Raw genomic sequence first — 6,508 nt, forward strand, 5'->3', positions numbered from 1 at the left:
AGCGTGCTATATGGCAGATATAAAGTACGAAAAGACAGGAAGACACAGTGCGGCTGGGAAATTGTTTTCATCTACCCCGTTACCCCCGAATCGAAATAAAGCACTATCTTTGCAAAGTGTAAACTTAAACACTTAATTATGTATACCAACAAACAGATTTGGAGTGTCAGTTACCCGATACTACTGAGCTTGCTGGCACAAAATGTCATCAACGTCACCGACACGGCATTCCTCGGACACGTGAGTGAGGTAGCCCTCGGAGCATCTGCCATGGGCGGGTTATTCTATATATGTGTATTCACCATAGCATTCGGATTCAGTACCGGCTCTCAGATAGTCATCGCCAGACGCAATGGCGAGGGACGCTATACGGATGTAGGTCCGGTCATGATCCAAGGCGTCATGTTCCTGTTTAGCATGGCACTGATACTGTTCGGCTTTACCAAAGCGTTCGGCGGAAACATCATGCGGCTGCTTGTATCTTCAGAGTCCATCTACGAAGGGACGATGGAGTTTCTCGACTGGCGCATCTACGGATTTTTCTTCTCTTTCGTCAATGTCATGTTTCGGGCATTATATATCGGTATCACACGTACCAAAGTGCTTACCATCAACGCAGTAGTCATGGCATTGACCAATGTCGTGCTGGACTACGCATTAATTTTCGGTAAATTCGGACTGCCGGAAATGGGCATCAAGGGAGCCGCCATTGCATCCGTACTGGCAGAAGTCTCTTCGATTCTCTTTTTCCTTATCTACACATACGTCACTATCGACTTAAAAAAATACGGATTGAACCGCCTGCGTTCGTTCGATCCTGCGTTATTGATGCGGATTCTCAGCATCTCCTGTTTCACCATGCTCCAATACTTCCTGTCGATGGGCACCTGGTTCATCTTCTTCGTAGCCGTAGAACGGCTGGGACAGCGGGAGCTTGCCATCGCCAACATCGTCCGGAGTATCTACGTTGTATTGTTGATTCCCGTCAACTCACTGGCGACCACCACAAACAGCCTTGTCAGCAACGCCATCGGTGCCGGCGGCATCAAGCATGTAATGCCGCTCATCAACAAAATTGCAAGATTCTCGTTCTTCATTATGCTGGGGCTCGTAGCGGTCACAGCACTATTTCCACAGTTTCTTCTGTCTGTCTATACCAGCGAAGCCGCGCTTATCACAGAGTCCGTCCCATCAGTCCACGTGATTTGCATCGCCATGCTCATCGCGTCGGTAGCCAATGTTGCGTTCAACGGCATTTCCGGCACGGGAAATACGCAGGCCGCCCTATTGCTCGAAACAATAACAATCTTCATCTACGGTTCATACATCATATTCATCGGAATGTGGCTGAAAGCACCGATCGAAATCTGCTTTACAATTGAGATAGTGTACTATACCTTGCTATTGATAACAAGCTATATTTATCTCAAAAAAGCAAAATGGCAGAATAAAAAGATATAAATCCGAGAGATTTTTGTACATTTGCAGGCTCAAATAATTAATTAGTAATTAAATAACTATGTTCGATAATTTAAGTGAAAGACTGGAACGGTCATTCAAGATTCTGAAAGGTGAAGGCAAAATCACCGAAATCAACGTAGCGGAGACGCTGAAAGACGTACGCAAGGCACTTCTTGACGCCGACGTAAACTACAAGGTAGCAAAGAATTTCACGGATACGGTGAAAGAAAAAGCTCTTGGCCAGAACGTGCTTACGGCTGTGAAGCCAAGCCAGTTGATGGTGAAGATCGTACATGACGAGCTTACGCAGTTGATGGGTGGAGAGACAGCCGAAATCAATATCAACGCCCGTCCGGCAGTTATCCTGATGTCAGGTTTGCAAGGTTCGGGTAAGACCACCTTCTCCGGTAAGTTGGCACGGATGCTGAAAACCAAGAAGAACCGTAAACCATTACTGGTGGCTTGTGACGTTTACCGTCCGGCAGCTATCGAACAGTTGCGCGTATTGGCAGAACAAATCGAAGTACCGATGTACTGCGAACTAGATAGCAAGAATCCGGTTGAAATCGCACAACACGCCATCCAGGAAGCAAAATCCAAAGGATATGACCTCGTCATCGTCGATACCGCCGGACGTCTGGCAGTAGACGAACAGATGATGAACGAAATCGCTGCTATCAAAGAAGCCATCAACCCGAACGAAATCCTGTTCGTAGTAGACTCCATGACTGGTCAGGATGCTGTAAACACAGCCAGGGAATTTAACGAACGCTTGGACTTCAACGGTGTGGTACTTACCAAACTCGACGGTGACACCCGTGGTGGTGCGGCTCTTTCTATCCGTTCGGTAGTCAACAAGCCAATCAAGTTCGTAGGTACTGGAGAAAAGCTGGAAGCAATCGACCAGTTTCACCCTGCCCGTATGGCAGACCGTATTCTCGGCATGGGTGACATCGTTTCACTGGTAGAACGTGCACAGGAGCAATATGACGAAGAAGAAGCCAAACGCTTGCAGAAAAAGATTGCCAAGAACCAGTTCGACTTCAACGACTTCCTCAGCCAGATTGCCCAAATCAAGAAGATGGGTAATCTGAAAGATCTTGCTTCCATGATTCCAGGAGTAGGCAAAGCAATCAAGGACATTGAGATTGACGACAACGCTTTCAAGAGCATCGAAGCCATTATCTACTCAATGACCCCAGCAGAACGTTCCAACCCGGAGATTCTGAACGGCTCACGCCGCACACGCATCGCCAAAGGTAGCGGAACAACGATTCAGGAAGTAAACCGCTTGCTGAAACAATTTGACCAGACCCGTAAAATGATGAAAATGGTAACTGGCAGCAAAATGGGCAAGATGATGCCGAAAATGAAGAGATAAAAGAAAGAATCATTTCTAAATTCCGAATAGAAAGAGGGAGCCACGGCTTCCTCTTTTTTTGTAAGAGGGTATTGCTTTTCTCTTAGAGCCTGTTTAAATTCTCTTCAGTCATAATCTTATAGCTGATATTTTAACTTTACCCGGCTCTTCTTGTCGCGTCCGTATGTAGTTGGCGGAAGGGATATTAACAGTTGCGCTCTTGGCTATTAATAGAAAACTTCCCGCCCATTAAGTATAAAGTTCCTTCGGACAGGAAGGAAACTTTCTTTTCATTCGATACAAACTATAAACGCAAGCTTTGATTATATAATTGCAAGCTTTGTTTTTATAATCAAAGCCTTTGTTTTTATAAACGAAGCTTGCGTTTATAGATTACGGTTAACGAAAAATAAGTTTACATGCTGATAATAAGAAGTTTACAATTAATGAAAGAGAACTTTTCTATTAATGAATGAAAAGTGGGTTATTAAGAGCCTGCTCCGAGTTTTGCCCAACACAGTTTTGAGAGTTGCTTTCGAGTATATTTTCTGTTGTTGTGAGGAGCATGACGGAGACTATGTGACGAATAAAAACTGGTCGGTAAAGCCTCTAACATAATCTCAGGAAAATTTAAACAGGCTCTTATTATTTTGGTATCTTTATAGATTTCCAAACCATTCTCTTGTAGTTATCCCATTGCATAGTGACCGATGTCATGTCATATTCCACACCCCAACCATACTGATAGCAGCTACCCAACAGACATAACGCTTCCGCCAAGTCCATACCCGACAGATGTTTGCCGTTCACCACCTTTTTCAACCATTTGGTCGGATTTCTCCTTCTCTCTTTTTTCAAGAACATAATCGCCCTCGAAACACAATGTTCGCAGTTTCATATTTTAAAATCTCTGAACTTCTTATTGTTGAGCGCGTTTTCAGCATCAAGATTGCCTTTCTTCACAGCAAGTTTGAAATAATGATGAGCTTTCTTCAAATCAATACCTACTCCTAAACCATTCATATACATATTGCCAATTTCATATAATGCTGTCCCGATACTGTCAACGTATCTTTCCCAGTAACGACCGGTACGTTCTGCCATATGCAGGTATTCCTCCATCGCTTTTGAATAATCAGCCTTGCAGCCTATCCCCCGCTTATAGCAGTCCGCCAATTTCAATATCGCCGAGATGTTAGAAGCTGCTTTGAGATAATTATATGCTCTCCATACAAAAAGAAGATGCCGCAGAGGCATCTTCTTTTTTATACTCCAATCTTTTTGGACAGTTCAGTTATTTATTTTACTTTTGCCCATCACCAATAAATACTTTGAAAATATGACTCTGATAGATGGCAAAGCCATTTCCGAACAAGTGAAACAAGAGATTGCAGCCGAAGTGGCCGAAATTGTGGCTCGTGGCGGCAAACGCCCTCATTTAGCAGCAATCCTTGTGGGACATGACGGTGGCAGCGAAACGTATGTAGCCGCCAAAGTAAAAGCCTGCGAAGTTTGCGGATTCAAATCCTCACTCATCCGTTACGAAAGTGACGTGACCGAGGAAGAACTGCTAGCCAAAGTACGCGAACTTAACGAAGACAGCGATGTGGACGGCTTCATCGTGCAACTCCCGTTACCAAAACATATCTCCGAACAGAAAGTAATTGAAACCATTGATTACCGTAAAGACGTAGACGGCTTCCACCCGATAAACGTAGGCCGCATGTCCATCGGGCTTCCCTGCTATGTGTCTGCTACTCCCAACGGTATCCTCGAACTGCTGAAACGCTACGAAATAGAAACTTCGGGCAAGAAATGTGTCGTGCTCGGACGCAGCAACATCGTTGGCAAACCGATGGCTGCACTGATGATGCAAAAGGCTTATCCGGGTGACGCCACCGTAACCGTATGCCACAGCCGCAGCAAAGATCTGATAAAAGAATGCCAGGAAGCTGATATTATTATCGCCGCTTTGGGACAGCCCAACTTCGTGAAAGCCGAAATGGTAAAAGAAGGCGCAGTAGTTATCGACGTAGGTACTACCCGCGTGCCGGACGCTACAAAGAAATCCGGATTCAAACTGACCGGCGACGTGAAGTTTGATGAAGTAGCTCCGAAGTGTTCATTCATCACTCCCGTGCCGGGCGGTGTCGGGCCGATGACGATTGTATCGTTAATGAAAAACACACTCCTAGCCGGTAAGAAGGCCATTTATCAATGAGGCACACACTGTTTCTGATAATCATGCTTCTCTCCCTGTCATGCACCTCACGGTCGCAGGCAAGGAGAGATTCTATCGATACGACCTTAGCGGACAGTCTTTCCGCCATTGACAGTATTCTACCTGCCGATACGCTCCGACTCCTTTTCGTAGGAGACTTAATGCAACATCAAGGACAAATCAATGCCGCACGGACTGCAAAAGGCTATGATTATTCCACTTGTTTTGAATATGTCAAGGAAGAGATAAATAGAGCCGACCTTGCCATCGCCAACCTGGAAGTCACGTTAGGCGGAAAACCTTATAAAGGGTATCCGGCTTTCAGTGCACCAGACGAGTTTCTGACTGCCATCCATAATGCCGGATTCAATGTCCTCGTGACTGCCAACAACCACAGCCTCGACCGCGGCAGCCCCGGATTGGAACGTACCATCCAACTAATCGACACATTGAAGATTCCTCATGCTGGAACGTATATCAACTCCGAAGCACGCGAAAAAGAATACCCTCTCCTATTAGAGAAAAACGGATTCCGTATCGCCCTGCTCAATTACACGTATGGCACAAACGGAATCCCCGTCACCCTGCCCAATATCGTGAACTATATCGACACGACGATTATCGCAAAAGATATAGAAACCGGCAAAGCCCTAAAACCGGACGCAATCATCGCCTGCATGCATTGGGGGATAGAATATCAATCCTTGCCGGACAAAGAGCAGAAGTTCCTCGCCGATTGGCTGCTCCGAAAAGGTGTCGACCACGTAATCGGTTCGCATCCGCACGTCGTACAACCCATCGAAGTCCGCACGGACAGCCTGACAAACGACAAGCATCTCATCGTTTATTCACTAGGGAATTTTATCTCCAATATGTCTGCTCGTCGCACGGATGGCGGACTTATGGTAAGGATGGAATTAGTAAAAGATAGTACCACACGTCTCAATAATTGCGAATACAGTTTGGTATGGACAGCCCGCCCGATGCAATCGGGGAAAAAAAATCATCAATTACTCCCCATCAACCTATCGGCTGATTCAATTCCTTTACAAGCACGTAACTCTCTGAAAATCTTCACGAATGACGCGCGAACCTTTTTCAGTAAGCACAATCAGGGAATAAAAGAATATACTTTTTACAAAAAAAAGTAGTGGATTTTTTTGGAGATTAAAAGATAATATCTATCTTTGCACCGCGTTAGAGAAACGCAGACATGGTGGCTGTAGTTCAGTTGGTTAGAGCGTCAGATTGTGGTTCTGAATGTCGTGGGTTCGAGTCCCATCTGCCACCCCTGAAGAAACCCTTGTAAGTTAAGTACTTATGAGGGTTTTCTTTTTATGGGTAGTAGGTATTTAGAGACTGAAATCATGCTAAATATTGCTTTTTCTAGGGTCACCCGTAAATTCTAGTGGGGTTATGCATAAATTTTAGTTAGTCTATACAAGAAAAACGGTATATCTATAACT

At 45.1% G+C, this 6,508-nt stretch carries 6 protein-coding genes and 1 tRNA gene; 5 read left to right on the forward strand and 2 right to left on the reverse strand.

The features are described 5' to 3' along the window. Nucleotides 1–138: 138 nt before the first annotated feature. Nucleotides 139–1,461, forward strand: a complete 1,323-nt coding sequence (locus NSB03_RS14940; protein ID WP_121767525.1) for an MATE family efflux transporter — start codon at nt 139–141, stop codon at nt 1,459–1,461. A gap of 58 nt (nt 1,462–1,519) precedes the next feature. After that, nucleotides 1,520–2,842, forward strand: a complete 1,323-nt coding sequence (gene ffh, locus NSB03_RS14945; RefSeq protein WP_024988059.1) for a signal recognition particle protein — start codon at nt 1,520–1,522, stop codon at nt 2,840–2,842. A 624-nt stretch (nt 2,843–3,466) separates the two neighbouring features. Here ffh and NSB03_RS14950 read toward each other — a convergent pair. Further along, the gene (locus NSB03_RS14950; RefSeq protein ID WP_128824540.1) at nt 3,467–3,685 is read right to left on the reverse strand and encodes a hypothetical protein; all 219 of its coding nucleotides are present in this window, start codon (nt 3,683–3,685) and stop codon (nt 3,467–3,469) included. A 30-nt stretch (nt 3,686–3,715) separates the two neighbouring features. Beyond that, complete coding sequence (locus NSB03_RS14955) at nt 3,716–4,078, reverse strand: tetratricopeptide repeat protein (protein WP_024988851.1); 363 nt, start codon at nt 4,076–4,078, stop codon at nt 3,716–3,718. Nucleotides 4,079–4,160: 82 nt separating this feature from the next. Between NSB03_RS14955 and folD the strand changes: the two genes are divergently transcribed. The 3 genes from folD to NSB03_RS14970 all read left to right on the forward strand — a co-directional run bounded on the left by folD (nt 4,161) and on the right by NSB03_RS14970 (nt 6,332). Then, nucleotides 4,161–5,042 carry a bifunctional methylenetetrahydrofolate dehydrogenase/methenyltetrahydrofolate cyclohydrolase FolD gene (gene folD, locus NSB03_RS14960; protein ID WP_024988850.1) on the forward strand — a complete coding sequence of 294 codons (882 nt, stop codon included), beginning with the start codon at nt 4,161–4,163 and terminating at the stop codon, nt 5,040–5,042. After that, complete coding sequence (locus NSB03_RS14965; RefSeq protein ID WP_257466479.1) at nt 5,039–6,193, forward strand: CapA family protein; 1,155 nt, start codon at nt 5,039–5,041, stop codon at nt 6,191–6,193. The genes folD and NSB03_RS14965 overlap by 4 nt, the downstream gene beginning before the upstream one ends. Nucleotides 6,194–6,258: 65 nt before the next feature. Then, nucleotides 6,259–6,332 (forward strand) — tRNA-His (locus tag NSB03_RS14970). The last annotated feature ends 176 nt before the right edge of the window (nt 6,333–6,508 follow it).

The sequence above is a fragment of the Bacteroides acidifaciens genome (assembly GCF_024623065.1).
Classification (GTDB): domain Bacteria; phylum Bacteroidota; class Bacteroidia; order Bacteroidales; family Bacteroidaceae; genus Bacteroides; species Bacteroides acidifaciens.

Excerpts from the sequence above, each read along its gene's own strand:
- NSB03_RS14940 (WP_121767525.1), top strand. The coding sequence starts at position 139 with ATGTATACCAACAAACAGATTTGGAGTGTCAGTTACCCGATACTACTG.
- NSB03_RS14965 (WP_257466479.1), top strand. The coding sequence starts at position 5,039 with ATGAGGCACACACTGTTTCTGATAATCATGCTTCTCTCCCTGTCATGC.
- NSB03_RS14955 (WP_024988851.1), bottom strand. The coding sequence starts at position 4,078 with ATGCCTCTGCGGCATCTTCTTTTTGTATGGAGAGCATATAATTATCTC.
- folD (WP_024988850.1), top strand. The coding sequence starts at position 4,161 with ATGACTCTGATAGATGGCAAAGCCATTTCCGAACAAGTGAAACAAGAG.
- NSB03_RS14950 (WP_128824540.1), bottom strand. The coding sequence starts at position 3,685 with ATGTTCTTGAAAAAAGAGAGAAGGAGAAATCCGACCAAATGGTTGAAA.
- ffh (WP_024988059.1), top strand. The coding sequence starts at position 1,520 with ATGTTCGATAATTTAAGTGAAAGACTGGAACGGTCATTCAAGATTCTG.